Origin of the sequence: Tychonema sp. LEGE 07196 (genome assembly GCF_963890365.1) — a bacterium.
Lineage (GTDB): Bacteria > Cyanobacteriota > Cyanobacteriia > Cyanobacteriales > Microcoleaceae > Microcoleus.
The window spans coordinates 93,859-108,145 of the sequence record NZ_CAWPRX010000029.1 but is presented as its reverse complement, the minus strand read 5'-3'; the positions used below and the strand labels follow the sequence as shown (position 1 = coordinate 108,145).

The 14,287-nt window shown below is 43.8% G+C and carries 14 protein-coding genes; 7 read left to right on the top strand and 7 right to left on the bottom strand.

The features are described 5' to 3' along the window. The first annotated feature begins 11 nt into the window (after positions 1-11). Complete coding sequence (locus AACV78_RS04255; RefSeq protein WP_194008194.1) at positions 12-770, top strand: WecB/TagA/CpsF family glycosyltransferase; 759 nt, start codon at positions 12-14, stop codon at positions 768-770. A gap of 325 nt (positions 771-1,095) precedes the next feature. Continuing rightward, a complete protein-coding gene (locus AACV78_RS04250; RefSeq protein WP_194008195.1) occupies positions 1,096-1,539 on the top strand; it encodes a DUF4079 domain-containing protein in 444 nt (147 codons plus the stop codon). A gap of 57 nt (positions 1,540-1,596) precedes the next feature. Here the strand turns inward: AACV78_RS04250 and AACV78_RS04245 are convergent, their stop codons facing one another. The 5 genes from AACV78_RS04245 to ubiG all read right to left on the bottom strand — a co-directional run bounded on the left by AACV78_RS04245 (position 1,597) and on the right by ubiG (position 6,875). Then, positions 1,597-2,493 carry an alpha/beta fold hydrolase gene (locus AACV78_RS04245; protein WP_194008196.1) on the bottom strand — a complete coding sequence of 299 codons (897 nt, stop codon included), beginning with the start codon at positions 2,491-2,493 and terminating at the stop codon, positions 1,597-1,599. A gap of 1,205 nt (positions 2,494-3,698) precedes the next feature. Further along, a complete protein-coding gene (locus AACV78_RS04240; RefSeq protein ID WP_194008197.1) occupies positions 3,699-4,436 on the bottom strand; it encodes an alpha/beta fold hydrolase in 738 nt (245 codons plus the stop codon). Positions 4,437-4,659: 223 nt separating this feature from the next. Next, positions 4,660-5,172: a flavodoxin FldA gene (fldA, locus tag AACV78_RS04235; RefSeq protein ID WP_194008198.1), complete on the bottom strand. Its 513-nt coding sequence runs from the start codon at positions 5,170-5,172 to the stop codon at positions 4,660-4,662. Positions 5,173-5,334: 162 nt separating this feature from the next. Continuing rightward, entirely contained in the window at positions 5,335-5,661 is a 327-nt protein-coding gene (locus AACV78_RS04230) for a cupin domain-containing protein (RefSeq protein WP_194008199.1), read from the bottom strand. A 362-nt stretch (positions 5,662-6,023) separates the two neighbouring features. Beyond that, positions 6,024-6,875 carry a bifunctional 2-polyprenyl-6-hydroxyphenol methylase/3-demethylubiquinol 3-O-methyltransferase UbiG gene (gene ubiG / locus AACV78_RS04225; RefSeq protein WP_339383459.1) on the bottom strand — a complete coding sequence of 284 codons (852 nt, stop codon included), beginning with the start codon at positions 6,873-6,875 and terminating at the stop codon, positions 6,024-6,026. Between the two features lie 241 nt (positions 6,876-7,116). Between ubiG and AACV78_RS04220 the strand changes: the two genes are divergently transcribed. After that, positions 7,117-7,848 (top strand): TIGR04283 family arsenosugar biosynthesis glycosyltransferase, encoded by a 732-nt coding sequence (locus AACV78_RS04220; RefSeq protein ID WP_194008200.1) that lies wholly within the window; start codon positions 7,117-7,119, stop codon positions 7,846-7,848. Positions 7,849-8,527: 679 nt separating this feature from the next. Here the strand turns inward: AACV78_RS04220 and AACV78_RS04215 are convergent. Both AACV78_RS04215 and AACV78_RS04210 read right to left on the bottom strand, forming a co-directional pair. Beyond that, complete coding sequence (locus AACV78_RS04215; protein ID WP_228042070.1) at positions 8,528-9,100, bottom strand: CNNM domain-containing protein; 573 nt, start codon at positions 9,098-9,100, stop codon at positions 8,528-8,530. Between the two features lie 334 nt (positions 9,101-9,434). Further along, positions 9,435-10,523 carry a hypothetical protein gene (locus AACV78_RS04210; RefSeq protein WP_194008201.1) on the bottom strand — a complete coding sequence of 363 codons (1,089 nt, stop codon included), beginning with the start codon at positions 10,521-10,523 and terminating at the stop codon, positions 9,435-9,437. Positions 10,524-10,637: 114 nt separating this feature from the next. Here AACV78_RS04210 and AACV78_RS04205 point away from each other — a divergent pair, with 114 nt between their 5' ends. The 4 genes from AACV78_RS04205 (at position 10,638) to AACV78_RS04190 (ending at position 14,050) form a co-directional block, all read left to right on the top strand. After that, positions 10,638-11,525: a YhjD/YihY/BrkB family envelope integrity protein gene (locus AACV78_RS04205; protein ID WP_194008202.1), complete on the top strand. Its 888-nt coding sequence runs from the start codon at positions 10,638-10,640 to the stop codon at positions 11,523-11,525. 1,009 nt (positions 11,526-12,534) lie between these two features. Beyond that, positions 12,535-12,774, top strand: a complete 240-nt coding sequence (locus tag AACV78_RS04200; protein ID WP_228042068.1) for a hypothetical protein — start codon at positions 12,535-12,537, stop codon at positions 12,772-12,774. Between the two features lie 11 nt (positions 12,775-12,785). Continuing rightward, positions 12,786-12,962: a hypothetical protein gene (locus AACV78_RS04195; protein WP_228052061.1), complete on the top strand. Its 177-nt coding sequence runs from the start codon at positions 12,786-12,788 to the stop codon at positions 12,960-12,962. A 110-nt stretch (positions 12,963-13,072) separates the two neighbouring features. Continuing rightward, entirely contained in the window at positions 13,073-14,050 is a 978-nt protein-coding gene (locus tag AACV78_RS04190) for a glycoside hydrolase family 24 protein (protein ID WP_228042066.1), read from the top strand. Positions 14,051-14,287 lie beyond the last annotated feature (237 nt).

Here is a 14,287-nt window from a genome sequence, read left to right as displayed (position 1 = left end):
GGGAATAACCAATGAAAACCGTTAATGTATTGAATGTCTCCATAGATAACCTGTCAATAACAGAATTGTTTGAAAAACTCGACAGCGAAGGCGGTGTCGTATTTACACCCAACGTAGACCACTTGATTAAGTTGCAGTACGATCGCGATTTCTATGAAGCTTACAATCAATCTAGTTATCGAGTCTGCGACAGTCAAATATTGATGTATGCCTCAAAATTCTTGGGTACTCCAATCAAAGAAAAAATTTCAGGTTCTGACTTGTTTCCTGCATTTTATATGTATCACAAGGATAACGAGAACACGAAAATATTTTTGCTCGGAGCGGCGGTCGGTATTGCGAAAAAAGCCCAGGAAAAAATTAATCAAAAAATTGGTAGAGAAATAGTGGTTGAAGCACTTTCTCCTTCTTTTGGCTTTGAAAAAAATGAAGAAGAGTGCGAAAAAATAATTGACGCGATCAATAAATCAGGAGCTACAGTTCTAGCCATAGGAGTGGGAGCGCCGAAGCAAGAGAAGTGGTTGATTAAATACCAGAGCAAATTTACACATATCAAAATTTTCTTGGCCGTAGGTGCAACCATTGATTTTGAAGCTGGTTGCAAAGCAAGATCGCCCAAATGGATGAGCGAAGTTGGCATTGAATGGGCGTACCGACTGTTAAGCGAACCGAGAAGGTTGTGGAAAAGATATTTGATAGACGGTCTGCCTTTTTTTCGATTAATAGTCGAACAAAAGTTAGGGTTTTATAAAATGCCTTTCTTTCATTGACAGCAAAAACACGAAGCTAGAATTGTAAGGATGCTCCTAAAAACTGGATCGACAAATCATACCATTTTAGATTGAAGAATTGGGAATGATTTACTGAAGATTAGTTTGGAGTTTGCCTGTAGTTGCATTTTTGGGTAAATTGGTATCAATAACGTCAATAAAGCTGAGTATGAGCTTTAGCGTTTGACTTCGGGTTTGTAAGAAAGATGCAAGCTGTGGATAGCCCGATCGCCCTTTCTGCCAAAAATCTGCATTTTTTGCTGGAAAATGCCAGTAAAATCGGAAGGAAACCTTTTTTGGAAATCCCTAATTAGGGATGCAACGGATGAATCTGCCTTCTTTCTTGTGGTTGTGGAAAATAGCGGCTTGGTCAATGGGTATTTCCCTCTTAGCTTACCTGTTGCTGGCGGTTACTGGAACATGGATGTTTGCCGCCCGCAGTACCAAACAGCAGCGCCCAAAATGGCTGCGTCCCTTTCATTTGGCGACTGGTACGGGAATGGCGACTTTGGTAATTTTACTGCTGGGAATTGGCGTAGTCGGTACGCTGGGATACTACGGAAATTTGGGTCACTCAGGTCATTTACCGGCCGGGTTAGCTGTGGTGGCTTTGGTGTTGGTTTCTGTTGGGAGTGGTTTGCAAATTGGCCCTAAACATCCTTGGGCGCGCCCCATCCACATTGGCACTAATATATTTTTAGGTGCTGGATTTGTGACTGTGTTGCTCACGGGATGGACGATCGTACAAAAATACTTACCGAAAGTTTAATGTTAGTAGTAAGGACTTCAGTCCTCTGATAACAGATGCGGACTGAAGTCCTAATTACTAACCTGCTGCTTTGGCTGTGAAATCTAAGATATGTTGAGCGGTAATTTGCGGTTTTTCTAGGTGAGGAACGTGGCCGCAATCCGGTATCCAAATTAATTGAGAATTGCCGATCGCACTTTCAAGCTTTTCCGCATCCGCCGTCCCCAAAATTCGGTCTTGTTTTCCCCACAAAATCAGCGTTTGCTGCTGAATTTGCGAGAGTTTCCCCCCAAAACCTCCGTAACCGCCGCTTTTGGTAAAAGCAATTAAAGCTTGATTCCAGTTAGGCGTTTCTAAGTGCAAAGCAGCGCAAGTTTGAGCATCCACCGTAGCAAAAGTTCGATCGAAATAAGCATTGACGCTAATTTTTTGGCGGATTTTAGGGTTTCGCAAAAATGAAGTTGCCAAATATCCTAAAGGAGGAATGAGAAATTTTCCCTTGTTAGAAGTGACGGCAAAACCTGCACTGTCGATCAGCACTAATTGTTTGACAGCTTCGGGATAATTGAGGGTAAAATCAATTGCGGCAGCACCTCCCATCGATGCGCCAACTAAGATTACAGGCTGCGAAATTAGCGATTTCCAAAAAGAGTAAAGATGAGTGCCAATTGCCATGGCGCTAAATGCCAAATCCGCCCCTCTTTCTGTAAAGCCAAAACCCAATAAATCGATCGCCCAAGTTTCATTTTTTTCAGCAAGCAGCGGCAGCAGGCGGCGAAATTCAAATACGGAACTGTCGAAGCCGTGAATTAGCAAAATCGGGGTGTTGCCGCTGCCCTGACGCACGTAAGTGGTGGCTATTGGCTGCGGGCTCAGCGGGGTTGTAATTGCTGACTGTTGAATGCTTTGGGCTAAGGCGATTGAGGTAGATTCTGTGAGTTGTGCGATCGACTTTGGCAGAAAACTTGCTGGCATAATTCTTGATAAATTGTAAATTCGTCGCGGCGGTGTTCCCGCGATCGCCCTAACACTCAAGTATAGAACCCATTTGAGATATTTTCACGATCGCCTCACAGCAGTCGATCGCCCCCAAAAGCTCTTTTTTGAGGTCGTTCAGTTTAAATGAGCGCTTGAGAAGGTTTTCAAGTTGGTTGTCCCCCCCCTGAGGGTTTCAAGGTAAAATTACCAGAAAAATACACGCTTTGCCGTAGGCAGTATTCTAGTAATCTCACGGACTGTGAATGGGAAATTCAAAGGAACCATACTGCATCAAATATTGCCACTTAACAAGCCAACTCGGCCGCCAAAATGGACTAAAAGATAAATCTTAGATTGCATCTTCTATCAACTTAAAAATGGTGCCAATTGGTAAAATTCACCTAAATACTTACCTCCTTACTCAACCGTATATTGGTATTATAAACAGTGGCGATCGCAAGGAGTGCTTGAAGAACTGATGATAGTCTTACATTGTCAAGTCCGCGAACAGGTAAAAAAAACCAAAATGGACTACGTTGAGGATTATCAATTCACAGGATGTCACAAATACCTGTAATGCTAGTATTGCATCTAAAGGGTATTGTTTTTATAAATATGCCAATGGTGTTAAAAAGCATCTAGCTGTTGATACGCGATCGTTTCCCTTCTTTACTCACTGCACCAAAGCCAATTTATCTTCTGGATGCAGGTTTGATTGAGATATTGAGTAAAAACATCGATTATTTCAAATCTAAACCTGTTAATATTCCCAAAATTACTATTTTGCTGGACAACGGATATCATCCCGAACCCTTGACTATTGAATTAACAAAAATTTATCCACAAATTATGACTAAAATCAACTTTGAACTCTCAAAAAAAGACCTCAAAACAATAAAAATAAACGCTTGAAAAATAGGAAGTTTTTCCGGTTCGGGCAAGGTGGATACTTGAACGGTCAAATGCTTAGACGGAGAAGTGCAAAATTCTGAGCGAGAACTTCGAGAGAACTTTAGCTAATGCAACTACCAAGATGAATTTTTGTTTTATTAGGCTCGTGGTTAAAAGGCTTGTCGCCTAAAAGATGTCAAATGGGTTATATAAAGAAGTAACAGCGCAGGAGTTTTTCGGCTTCAGGCTCGCAGACTTCTTTCAACCACCAAGATTATTGAATATTGATTTCAATAGTGGCGATCCAGCTTCTAGAACTTCAAATCTAAAACTGGTTGGCGACTGTGTAGAGATAGCCAAAAATTCAATATTTCTTCCCCGACTTGTTCTGGATAGAAGTGATGGAAAAAATGCCGCCCGTCTGGACATTCCCAAAAGCGATCGCCTTTTTTAAGAAAATTTGACCAGCGGCGCATCACAATAGGAGATACCACAAAATCAGTTTTGCTGCTGCATATCAACAAAGGCACTTCTACACCCTCATCGCGGGAATTATTCATCCTAAATAAGGAGTGAGGACAAGGAGAACAGGCTAAGTCATCCTCAAAATATGGTATAAATTTTTGACTGATACTTTGATTTTGACATCCCAGCATATCGTCCACCATTTGAGTCAAAACTTGTTTGCTACTCCACGGAAAACCTGCAAGATGCGTATAGTAATGTGCTTGCCAATTAACAGAAGATGGCAAACCGACAGCTAAAAGTCCTAAAGAACTAACTTTGTGAGGATAGCGGCGCGCATACATTAAACCGACTAATCCGCTGGTACTGTGGCCGATGAGATGAATTGGGCGATCGCGCATTGTTAAAAAATCGTGCAAAAGCTCAACAGCCATATCCAAAGAGCAACCTTCGTCTTCAGTTTGCTGGTATTCCCATACTTGCACAGGTACAGAATCATTTAAATAAGAAAGCAGCGAGCGATCGAAGCATAGCAAACTAGGACTTACACTTAACCAAAGCACATCATCTGAACTAAATTTCATCTATTTTCAGTTGGAGATAGAGTTATTTATTACTTAAGCATAACGTTTAAATGTAGGGTGCGCCCGCGCACCTTACTTCGACTGCTAGGGCGTATTTTATTGCGTCCTCTATCTCCCAGACTCAAAAAAAAAGGGGCTAAAATCCCCTCAAAGTAATTCTCCTTAAGGGGGATTTAGGGGGGTCAGGAGCTAAAGAATTCGTTGAAAAATACACCCTAACAGTCTACAAGCTAAATTCTTTCTTGAGTTGAGATACCCAAGATTTAATTCGCGCTTCCGTCAGATCCGATTGATTGTCTTCATCAATAGCAAGACCCAAAAACTTGCCATTAACTACAGCTTTAGATTCATTAAAATCATAACCGTCTGTGGGCCATAGACCGACTGTTTCGCCGCCTTGTTCGGAGATTTTTTCAGCCAAAATCCCCATTGCATCCATAAAATTATCCGGGTAGCCTTCTTGGTCGCCAGTTCCCAAATAAGCTACTTGTTTGCCGCTAAAATCAATATCATCCAGTTCGGGGAAAAAACCTTCCCAGTCGCTTTGCAGTTCGCCGATATTCCAAGTCGGACAAGCGATAATCAGACATTCGTACTCGGCAAAATCATCATTGTCAATGCTACCGATTTCGTGAAGAGTCACGATATCGCCGCCAAATTCATCTCGGATCATTTCAGCGATCGACTCAGTTTTACCAGTAGTAGTTCCGTAGAACAGACCAATTGCTTTTGACATTTTTACTCCGAATGTGAAATTTGATAGTGCTTGATATTTCTGCTTTTCGATTCACAAATTGGCATTTCTTGCCTGCAATTGAGACAAAACCAGTAGGTGCGATTGTGGCGAACCTGAGAAATAAGAGAGTCAAGGCAGCAAGGGCAATGTTTTTTCATTTGGTTAAAGTTGAAAATTCATTAACCAAGCTGATTCGCTCAAATCTGGGTCTGGTTCGCAGTCAATTAGTAACAAGTTCAGCATTGTTTGTACTTTGAGAGTGCGCGGGATCTCGGCGGGTACAAACACAAATACTCCGGGCTTTAAAGTGACTGTTCGATCGCCCACCGTGAGAGTTCCCACTCCTTCTAAAACCGCTAGGGTGATATCTTTGGAGCGATCGAGGTCGGGTATTTCAGAATTTTTACCCAAACTCATCAGTTTCTGGCTATCGGCGGGTTGTCCGTCGCTGATTCGCGACGCTGACGCGGAAACTATTGCTGCTGTCACGGTGATTGACCTCCAGGTACTGTTAAATTCCGGCAGTTATTGCAATTAATAATCAATAAGCTACCATGCAATTCAGATAATTTGTCAATTGATTTATGTTAAGATTTGTTACAAAGATTGGCTGCTCTAGATGCACGGGCAGCGATTCCAGCCTAAAGTTCAGATATGGCGGTGTTTTTGGGCGATCGGACTGCGAGGGGCGATCGCACTTCATTCGCCAAATACTTGGCAATAATTTGCAGTTAATTATAAAAAATCATCAGTTATCACTAGCAGCTAACTAATAACTGATGACTGATAACTGATGACTGCTAAGCTAAGAGGGCCCGCACGCACCATCCACCGCCCCTACCGACTGATGACTAATTATTCTTGGCCCCTACGCCCACATACATAATCGACGTATCCTCATTGATTTGGATTTTAAACAACCCAGACTTTTTGTAATCAATATAATTAGCGAAATTAACTGTTAAAAGTTGAGCCGCTTGTTTGAAAACTTCCCCCGAAGGAAATAGTTGCTTTCCACTTGTAAAATTCCCCCAAAAACCGTGCATCTGGGCTAAAACAGAACCCATTTCTCCAAACATATCAAAACCTTTAATTTCAATATTCCCAAAACCAGTATCTCGCATTACCGCAGACAGTTCCTCCGGGGTAATAAACTTTTCCCAATCGTGAACCCCCCGCCTAATTTCTTGCAAAATATTTTCCATCAGCCCAATCATCACAACTTGCGAGGAAAAAGTTCGGTTGATGGTATCAAAAAAGAAAAGTCCTCCGGGTTTGAGAATTCGGTGAACCTCTGACACAACCTTTTTGTAATCAGCAACGTGTTCTAAAACATCTACGCAGATGACGACATCGAAGGTATTGTCCGCGTAGGGCATATTTTCGGCAAAACCTTGCCTGTAGTCAATCTCAAAACCGCTGGTAACTGCATGATTTTGAGCTGCTACGATGCACTTGTCCGATCGATCTATTCCAGAAACCACAGCGCCCCTCTCGGCCATAAACTCGCAGGAAAAACCGCCGCCACACCCGACATCCAAGGTTTTGAGCCCTTGCCAATTAGTCGCGTGTCTGTCAAAAAACTCAAATCTGGGTTTATTTAGATGGTAGAGAGCATAGATTTTAGCATTTTCGTCCCACCAATTATCAGCATTTTCGTCGTAAAATTCTAGATCGTTTTTTACTTCTATTTTCGTCGGCACGATTTTTTTAGTCCTAATTCGTGGAAGATATAGATACAGACAGCGGTTGAAACCAGGTTGACAAAAACTTTCGTTTGCGTCTGCAGACTGAACAAGACAACGTAATTTTAACCGCCCGGCCTTCAACCCGCTATGCTAGGGTTTGATTCCTATAGACCTGGTTTTAACTGCCCGGTCTTCTGTTTTGTTGCGAATCGTCACAATGTTTTAGTATAATACTTTTGGCATGAATTTCAACCAGATGAATCGCGTTTCTATTATCATTCCCGCCCTCAACGAAGCGACTTGTCTGGAACGCACTTTGCGCCAACTCAGCATTCTCAATCCTCCGGCTTGGGAGGTGTTAGTGGTAGATGGCGGCAGTCAAGACGATACAGTGGCGATCGCACTTTCGGCCATCACCAAAGTTATTTCTAGCAGTATAGCCGGACGTTCCGCGCAAATGAACCTAGGCGCAGAAACCGCCACCGGCGAAATTCTGTGCTTTCTCCACGCCGATACTTTAGTTCCTGATGACATTGTAGCAGTCATCCAGAAAACATTGTCCGATGCTAAAATTGTCGGAGGCGGGTTTATCTCGCTGATGGCTGGTTCGAAGCAAACAAGATGGGGTTTTTCGCTGCACAATTATCTAAAAACTTACTACGCGCCGCTGTTATTTCGACCTCATTTATTTTTTAAAGGATTGCGCTTGTTGTTTGGCGATCAGGTTATTTTTTGCCGCCGTACAGTTTTTTGGGAAGGCGCGGGTTTCGATGCGGCGCTGCCAATTATGGAGGAAGCGGATTTGTGTTTGAAGTTAGCGCGCCGGGGAAGACTTAAGTTAGTAAATCGGGTGGTGGAAAGTAGCGATCGGCGGGTGGCGCATTGGGGCGAACTTAAAGCAACTGCCATCTATCTGGCGATCGGTTTTTTGTGGGGTTTTGGGGTTTCAGCGAAGTATCTCAAACTGTTTTATGAAGATATTCGCTGACAGGTAATTGTGCAGGGGGAGAAAAATGCGCGATAATTTTATTTGGGAAATTTTCCTTAATTTTTAGGTACGAACTGTCTCAATTTTAACGATGAATAAATCTTGAACAATTGTTGCATTCACATAGAAAAAACAAATTGGTTGAGGGGATTGTTGAGAATTGGGATCTGACATAAAAGAGCTCAACACTATTTTTCTGAGAGTATGAAGAGTATTAACAATTGGTTTTACTGGAGATAATTGCTTAGTTTGATAATAGGACGACAAGTGGTATTGTTGAGGGTATTAACAATTAGCTTAAATTAATAAAAAATTCTGAATATGGCTTTAAAATTTTTAACAACTACAAAAATAGATGTTTACTGTCCTGGGGATTTTAATTATTAGTTTGCCGTCACCAGTAAGGAAAAGCCTTTTTTTAGAAACTTTTTTCTAATTCTTCATCATCATGCTTATTTAACATTTTATACCGTATCAGTTATCAAAACGATGGTATTTTTCCCAAATTTTGCTCCCGGTTTTTAATTCCAATCTTTTGACAGTTGTTGTGAGTATAAATATGCTCAAAAGTCTGGCGGGAGTGACGGCATATATTGCCGTCACACAGCTTAACTGCACCTATGTGACAGTTGGGGTGCGGAATGTGGGCTGTTACTTCCCAAATGCTGGAAATTAGTGCTCAATGAGCATCTTTTTGAATGATAGTGGCTTCGGAAGTTGGCAGCAGGGGCTCCGACTTTTTGCTGGTAATCCAACCTGTCAGCAGCCACACAGTACCGTTGAGAATTACTAGGAGCGGCCACAGTATTTTTGAGCAGATTTCTATGGCTGGCATCAGTAGCAAAGCGGTGCGTTCTGGGGCGTGGGCTGCTAATACTTTCGGGATTAGTTCTCCTAATACTATTTCGACGTAAGTTACTAATATAAATGCTGCGGGAATTGCGATCGAATGAGGGTTCACCCAGGCGGCTAAATGACCGATCGGCAATTTGTCGATCCACGGCTCAATCCAGTGTACAGTCGCACCCTCGCCCAACCAACCCAACAGCAAGCTCCCTGCCGTTGTGCCTGTTTGAGTCACCGACAGGTAATGCGGTATGTTGTTCTGCGCTTGGTGGACGAGTTCGGCAGTTTTGGCGTTTGGGCGATCGCGCAACTGGGCGAGTTGGCGGATTTGATGGCGATCGGCTGATACTAATGCTAATTCTGCCGCCACAAAAAACGCGATCAAAAGTGTTAATCCCAGCAACATTGCTAATCTTAGCAGTGTTTGAACGACTTCTATTTCCAGGCAAGCAAGGTTGTTCAAAATAGATAAATAATACGATAGATGTTTTTGACTAATACCTTTATTTTAGCTGTCGATTCAGATTAATTGACTGCCTCAGCTATCGGATATCCGCACTACCGATATTCCTAGGGTGCGCCGGGCCGTGTACCTTACCCGTACAACTTGTCAACTCTTACTCTTTTCTTGTCTTTTCCTCCTTCGCGCCGCATCCTTGGCGTGCGGCGAAAGCGTAACGCGACTTTCATCGGTTAATTCAAAAAAAAGCCAATTCACCAAACCGAAACTAATTGCTTTATCAACTCTCTTTTACCCCGCGCAACGAGTGAATTTCCGTAAAAGTTTGCTCTGGATCGGAATTCAACCCACCTTGAATGTAATTCAACTTAACTTCTTCCAACAAATCCGACAGCAACGACTGCAATTCTCCGAGAGTTTTCTCGTCTTGCAACTCCCGCCGCAAACTTTGATTAAATTCTTGGCTGAAATTATCGATAATTTTTCGCCCCTTAGCGTCTTCGTAAGTAGTTGCTACCACATCGACAGCAGTTTGAGCCAGATAATTGGCTAGCTGTTCGGTCATTTCTTCAGGCAAAATATTAATCGGAGAGAAAGTTTGCAGGAGTTGATAAAAATCCGACTGTTTGATTGTCGCTTCCAAATTGTGGTGCAGCAATTCTTCCAAACCCGGTTGCACCTGCGGCAAAACTTTGTAAATTGTCAGATCCAAAATCCGCTTGGTAATTCGTTCGATCGTATTTTCCTGATTGACGTGAAGGTAGGGCTGCTGCGGATCTAGCAGTACCCGCGCTGCGTCGCCCTGTTCGATCGAACTTTGAGCTTGATTGATAAACCGCACCATCATGTATTCCGACATCGTATCGGCTAAATAAGCCACCGGTTCGTAGGTAATTTGAGCAACGGCGCGATCGAGATTAACCAAACCCGACTTGTGCAGCCGCACCAATACCGGCAGAATCCGCCACCCCTGCCAAATCGGAATCAGCAGAAACACCTCGTACCAGCGCCTCAGCACAAAATCCAACCAACTTACCCCCGGCTTGCGACGGCTGTGGAACAGACTTTTTATGAAAAATTCCGCCCAAAAATAACCTATAAAAAACGCATCAATTCGCGAAAACTGGTCAGAGGCTTGCAAAGATTCCGCCTTTGGCAAACTCGAATCAATGCCTTTAATCGGATCGTAAATTTTAACTAAAGCCGGAAAATAGCTCAAATAAACAGGGCGCATCTGCAGGTAACTGAAATGGAAAATCACCAACAAGAAATTGACTGCTGCTACTAATGCGCTCAGTTTTGCCCAAGAAATTGCTTTTTTGGAAGATTTGATATCAGTGTTGTTAACAGTTGTGTTGGAATTTGACATAAAAGTAATTTTCAGAATTTGCTAATCGCTCGATCTAACTTGTGGGAGACGCTAAAAAGACCCTAATCTATTATAATCCCTTGGTAAACACTAAGTATGAGGAAACCCAAAACCGTGAACTTAAAAACAGGCATATCGCTGCTCAAAGAAACTTTTAGTCAATGGCAAAAAGATAAAGCCCCAACCCTAGCCGCCGCCCTAGCCTATTACACAGTCTTCTCCCTCGCCCCGCTGCTAATTATCGTAATTGCGATCGTCGGCTTGGTCTTTGGTGAAGACGCAGCCAGAGGTCAAATCGTCGGCCAACTCCAAAGTTTAATCGGCAAAGATGGCGCTCAAACCGTCCAAGAACTCATCCTCAAAGCCTCCGAACCCAAGTCAGGCATGATTGCTACTTTAGTCGGTCTCGCCACACTTTTGTGGGGCGCTTCCAACGTGTTTACTAATCTCAAAGATGCCCTCAATACTATTTGGAATGTTTCACCGCCTCCCGGACGCGGCATTTGGGGATTTCTGCAAGACCGCGTATTGTCTTTTGCGATGATTTTAGGTATAGGGTTTCTCTTGCTAGTATCTTTAGTAATTAGCGCTGTTTTAGCAGCCATTAGCTCGTGGTTGAACGGTTTGCTACATTTACCAGTCGGCCTTTGGCAAATTGTAGATTTTGCTCTTTCCTTTGGCGTAGTCACGATGCTTTTTGCCTTAATTTACAAACTATTGCCCGATGTCGAGCTTGCCTGGAATGATGTTTGGATCGGTGCAGCCATTACCTCTCTGCTGTTTACGATTGGGAAATCCCTAATTGGAGCATACCTCGGAAGCAGCGGTATTGCCTCTACCTACGGTGCAGCGGGTTCCTTCGTGATTATCTTGCTTTGGATTAATTATTCCGCTCAAATTCTGTTTTTGGGTGCCGAGTTTACCCAAGTTTGGGCTAACCGATACGGTTCCAAAATGCGAAGTTCGCGAAACAAGATTCTCAACAGCGAAAACGGGGAATGAATCCTTTGTACCCAAACATCGAAACAATTCCTAAGATTAGACCAACGGTAAATTTGAGGTTAAGCTACAACTCCTGGTTTGACAGAATCAGGAAGTTTTGCTGCCGTTGGGGTGTACATAATTGAGTAGATTTAACTAATTTGACAGAGGTTAGTATAACTCTTGCACTCAATCGCAGACTCCATCGAATGGAGCTGCGTCCATCTGTGTTTATCCGCTGTAAATTTGCGGTCAAAAGACCGAATATTGATGCAAAAATTCTAGTGGATAAAGAAGGTAAAACGCGGAAAAAACCAAAAAGTTGGAAGGCAATAATTTTGCTTTTTTTTGAGCGCCATTTCACATTCTTAGGATGAAGGTCCAAACAAGTTTGTTTCTTGAAAAAACGTGGCTGTTTCTCAAAAAATTTAGATGAATAAACCTGGTTGTTGAAATAGAATGTATCCCGAATAATATCAAATTCTCTTTTCATCGGAATAGTCCATTAACTGTTAACAGTTAACATCATTCCGGTGCAACCGGAATTGATATAAATTCTGTATTCGGGACAATTTACTTCTGGTTTATCCAAATTTCTACCGATTTATCGCAAAAGTTAAAAATCCTGCCTCGGACTGAGGAGAACATCTCCTACCACAAGCTGAAAGCAGGTTCGAGTTAGATGCCAGCCCAAATCCGGGCAATTTCCTTCACCCTCGTTTATTGCCATTTAGATTATCGAGAGTTTTAGCTGTTCCTGGTCTCTGCCAGCAGAAGGAACTCGTATTTCAAATTTATCTGGCAATTTATCCCTGAAGGCTGATTTATCGATCGCCCGCTTTGACTTTAATAAAAATTAGCAGTTAACCTTTATTCCCCCCGCAGTCGCCAAAATTATACTTTTCACCTGCTGCATTTTTTAAAATTTTGGTAAAAATCATGATTTCATTAGCAAAAAAACCTATGGCCCCCAGCTTTGTACAGGGCGATCGCGCTGTGGAAATTGGCAAAGAAGAAGCGGGCGGACAAAATGTTTACGTGCGTCAGCGCTACGCAAGGCCGATTTAAAACAGATCGTCGGCGGTGGCTGGCGCGTGGGGGAAAGCGACAAGAGCGCGATGCGATCGGCAGCATCGTGGAACAATTAGGCTTAAGCGACATTACCAGTTTTCCCGGCAGCTTGAGCCGAGAGATTCTCCCCGCCGACGATTTAGTGGCCGTTGAAGCGATGGCCTGCGGCACGCCCGTCGTCGCCTCGTGGGAGGATTGAAATATACGGTAGTGCCGCGAGAAACCGGTTTGCTCGCGCCGCCAAAAAATGAAGTATGGTGCCAGCAACTCGGACAAGCAGGCCGCAGGCGCGTCCAAGCGTTTCAGTTGGGAGGCGATACCGTCCCAACTAAGTCGGGTTTGCTGAACTCCTCGAACAACAATCGGCCGTTACACTTGACCCCGTGAGCGCTTAATAGTATCACTTAGTATGGTTGAAGCGAGTTTCCATTGATCCCTGTGGATTTCAACCGTTCTAACTGGGAACCTTCAACTAAAAGCGATATCAGGAGGTAATCTTGTACGCACCAGAAAATCTGGGAAGCCATCTGCAACCCATGGACGACATCCAGCTAATTCGCCTGTGGGTGGAGCGCCAATCCAGCCGCAGCAAGCGCTTTAGCTGGCAGGCGGCCAATAGTTTTCGGATGTTTGTAGCAAAACCGCTGGCAGAAGTAACTCTGACAGATGTCCAGACTTTCGCTGCAGCCATGAGGGCCCGCCAAGCTGCATCCCGTTTTTACAAGCAAACTTTACTAGCACTCAAATCCTTGTTCGCCTTCGGCCAGCAAACAAGAATCTTACCCGCAACCATTCCCCTGCAGGAGTGGCCGGTGCGACAGCGCAGCAAGCCGTCAAAACGCCTCCGTTTTAAAGTCTCGTGGAGTTTGTGCATCTGTTTGTCGTTTTTTTTGGGTAGGATGACTCCGAAGTTGTGGGGACAAACTATCTCGCCAGAAATCTCGGAGCCTCCTAAACGCACGCCGTTGGTTGGGGCTATCAACTCACCAGACGGAAGAGAGAATAACATTGAGCGCGATCGAGTCAAAGCCTTTCTCGACACCATCGCCGCCGCCGAAGGCACCGCTAGCCCCGACGGCTATCGCACCCAGTACACAGGCACCACATTTGTCAGTTTCAGCGACCATCCCAGAGAAATGAGATGCGGCCAGCGCTACGGGAAAAAGCTGTGTTCCGACGCGGCCGGGCGGTATCAGTTTTTGAGCACAACTTGGGACAGATTCGCCAAAAAATTTAGCCTCACCGATTTCAGTCCCCAAAATCAAGACCTGGTAGCTGTAGAGTTAATCCGAGAAAAAGGTGCCTTAGAAGATATAGAAGCGGGTAGATTGGAGTCAGCAGTGAGAAAACTCGCTTACATCTGGCCTTCTTTTCGGCGTTTTGGCGGTTCCGTGGAATCGTCGATGCCCAAACTAGAACAAATGTATTTGCAAAATTTAGGGATTTACCGCCCCGGATTGGTTGTTAGCAATTAGCGGAAATAGAACAGAAGCCTACAATTTTGGGAGCATCTACAAGGCGAGCGTTGGCGGTTTCCGTTTCTTGCGGTCAATATTCCTGGAAGCAGAAACCGGGTTTTTGATAAAAAACCTCAGACTTGCAAGTCTGAGGCCCGGAGTTCCTGAAAATCGTCACTTGTGACTATTGTCGCCAACTAACAGCACAACCGACAAGAGGGGTACAACCCAGCAGGAGAGCTTTTGCCAGACAGA